Origin of the sequence: Lacisediminihabitans sp. (genome assembly GCF_043726815.1) — a bacterium.
Classification (GTDB): Bacteria; Actinomycetota; Actinomycetes; order Actinomycetales; family Microbacteriaceae; genus Lacisediminihabitans.
In genome coordinates this window covers 1-2,534 of record NZ_JAYSJZ010000036.1, presented here as the reverse complement: position 1 = coordinate 2,534, position 2,534 = coordinate 1, and the positions used below count along the sequence as shown (strand labels likewise).

Here is a 2,534-nt window from a genome sequence, read left to right as displayed (position 1 = left end):
ATGACCTCATCGGCGAGCGCTTGCGGGTTCTCGCGCTCGATGAAGTCGACCTCCTGGGCCGCCCAGCGATCCCAGTACGGGGCGTAGGCGTCGCCATCCCGATCCAACGCGCGAACCTTGCGCGTCTCTGGGTCGAGCTCGACCCAGATCGCGTAGTCCGCGAACGGCACCGACGCCACACTGATGGCGCCCACTCCCTCTACGACGATCGGGCGGGTGGGGTCGAGCTCATGCCTGTCGCCCGGCCGGTTCGTCGCCCAGTCCCAGGCGCGCCAGTGGTGCGTGGACAGGATCGTGGGCACAGCGGCGCTGCCGGTGGCTAGGCCGTCCCATCCCGGATACAGGTCGTCGAGCCGAACGAGTTGGGCACCCTTCCAGTCGGTGACCATCGCCCGCGCGAGCTCGGTCTTGCCGGAGCCGGACCGGCCGTCGATCAGCACGCACGCGCCGCGCATTCGCGCGCCAGCCAACCGCCCGCCGGTCAGCCGCTCGTCTCTCCCCCGCTCAGCCGACAATGGAGTTCCACTGTCCGGTGCTGACGGATGCCGCCACGGCTACAGCCCCAATGGCCGCGCCGATCACGACCATGACCCAATCGCGCCCGCGCCACCGCGACTGCCGCGCCCAGGTACGGTGCGCCGAGGAGCCGAAGCCGCGCGCCTCCATAGCCGTCGCGAGCTTGTTGCCCCGGCGCAGTGACAGCACGAGTAGCGCGAACGCCTGCCCCGCCAGCCGGCGGATGCGCCCCGAGTCTGCCACTCCCCGAGCCCGCCGCGCGAGAGCCAACGACCGCCAGTCGTCCGCGAACAGTCCCACCAGGCGCAGAGCGGCCAGGGCACCAAGAACGAAGCGCGAAGGAAGGTGGAGCAGCTGCGACAGTCCGTCTGCCAGGTCGGTCGGATCGATGGTGACAAACAGCACGACGGCGGGCAGCCCGATCGCGAGCACCCGAAGCAGCGTGGCAATGGCGAGCTCGATCGAACCGTCGCTCACTCGCGCGAACAGGAACTCGGCGTAGACCCGGCCCGAGGGCTGCCCGTACAGCGCGATGGTCACCGCTGTGAGCGGAGCAGCGATCCACACGGCGGCCGTGCGCAGCCAGAACGTCCTGGCTGGTAGCCCGGCGAGCGGCAGCACCGCGATTTCGAGGGTGAGCGCGACGGCGGATGACACCCAGTCCACCGTGAGCACAAGGCACGCGCTCAGCAGAAGCGCCGCGGCCAGTTTGGCGACCGGGTTGACCCGGTAGACCACCCCCGGCCCGGACACGATCCCGGTGCTCACGACAGCACCAGCGTCTCGTCCGCTAGGGCGCGCACGAAGTCGTCGTCGTGCGTCATCGCGACGACGGCCGTGCCGGCGTCGAGCAGTTCGGCCAGCATGGCCACGAGTTCGCTCCAGGTGCGCGAGTCCTGCCCGAACGTGGGCTCATCCAGCACCAGCACCCGTGGACGGGTCGCAAGGGCCGTGGCGACACTCACCCTCCGCTTCTCGCCACCAGACAAGGTGAACGGATTCGCGAGGGCGAGGTGGGTGAGGCGCAGTCGCTCGAGAAGCGCATCGACGCGCTCAGTGATCTCGGCATCCGGCAGCCCCAGGGCACGGGGCCCGATCTCGAGCTCTGCGCGCACGGTGGCGGCGAGAAACTGATGCTCGGGATCCTGAAACACCGTGCCGATGCGGGTGAGCAGTTCGCGCGACTTCCAGCGGATGGGCGCACGTCCCGCCCCGCTGTCGAGCGACTCCGCGGCGACCACTTCGCCGCCCAGTGTGGGAAGCAGCCCCGCCAGCGTGAGCCCGAGCGTCGACTTACCCACTCCGTTCGGACCGGTGACCGCGAGGGCCCGACCGCTCTCAACCCGCACCGACAGGTGCTCCTGTACGACTGTCTTCCGCCCGACCGCGAGCTCGGTACTCGACAGCAAGCGCTCAGAAGCGGCTCGGATGCGCGACGGCCAGGCCGGCGGGAATCCGGGCACCCACACTCCTCGCGCCGCAAGCTCGGCACCACGCTCGCTTAGTACTGCGGCGGGCGTGCCGTCGGCGACGACTCCCCCGCCAGGCGACAACACGACGACCCGGTCTACGACGTCGAGCCAGACGGCCACGCGGTGCTCGACCACGATGAAGGTCGCGCCGGTGGTATCGAGCACGCGCACGACCGAGTCGCGCACGTCGCGTACTCCCTCGGCATCGAGGTTGGCGGTCGGTTCGTCGAGAAGCAGGAGCCCCGGCTGCATCGCGATCACGCCGGCGAGCGCGAGTCGCTGCTTCTGCCCGCCAGAGAGCACGGAGGTCGGGTGGTCGAGCGGCAGACCGAGCCGGACGGCGTCGAGCGCAGCGGTGACCCGTGGCCAGATCTGTTCCCGCGGCACGCCGAGGTTCTCGCAGCCGAAGGCCACGTCGTCGCCGACCCTGGCTAGTATCACCTGGCTGTCCGGATCCTGCAGCACGAGGCCGGCGCGGCCCGGAGTCGGGATTCCGCCCCCAACGAGCAAGCGTCCCTCCGCTTCACCGCCGTCGTCGTCGCCGAG

Annotated in this window: 3 protein-coding genes; all 3 read right to left on the bottom strand. The window is 70.2% G+C overall.

The features are described 5' to 3' along the window. Window positions 1-455 (bottom strand): ATP-binding protein (locus ACHZD8_RS04025; protein WP_394768863.1); only part of this gene is annotated, 455 nt, incomplete at its 3' end. A 49-nt stretch (window positions 456-504) separates the two neighbouring features. Further along, entirely contained in the window at window positions 505-1,284 is a 780-nt protein-coding gene (locus ACHZD8_RS04020) for an energy-coupling factor transporter transmembrane component T family protein (RefSeq protein WP_394768862.1), read from the bottom strand. Then, window positions 1,281-2,534, bottom strand: a 1,254-nt coding sequence (locus ACHZD8_RS04015; protein ID WP_394768861.1) for an ABC transporter ATP-binding protein, incomplete at its 5' end; no start/stop codon positions are given. The genes ACHZD8_RS04015 and ACHZD8_RS04020, both read right to left, overlap by 4 nt.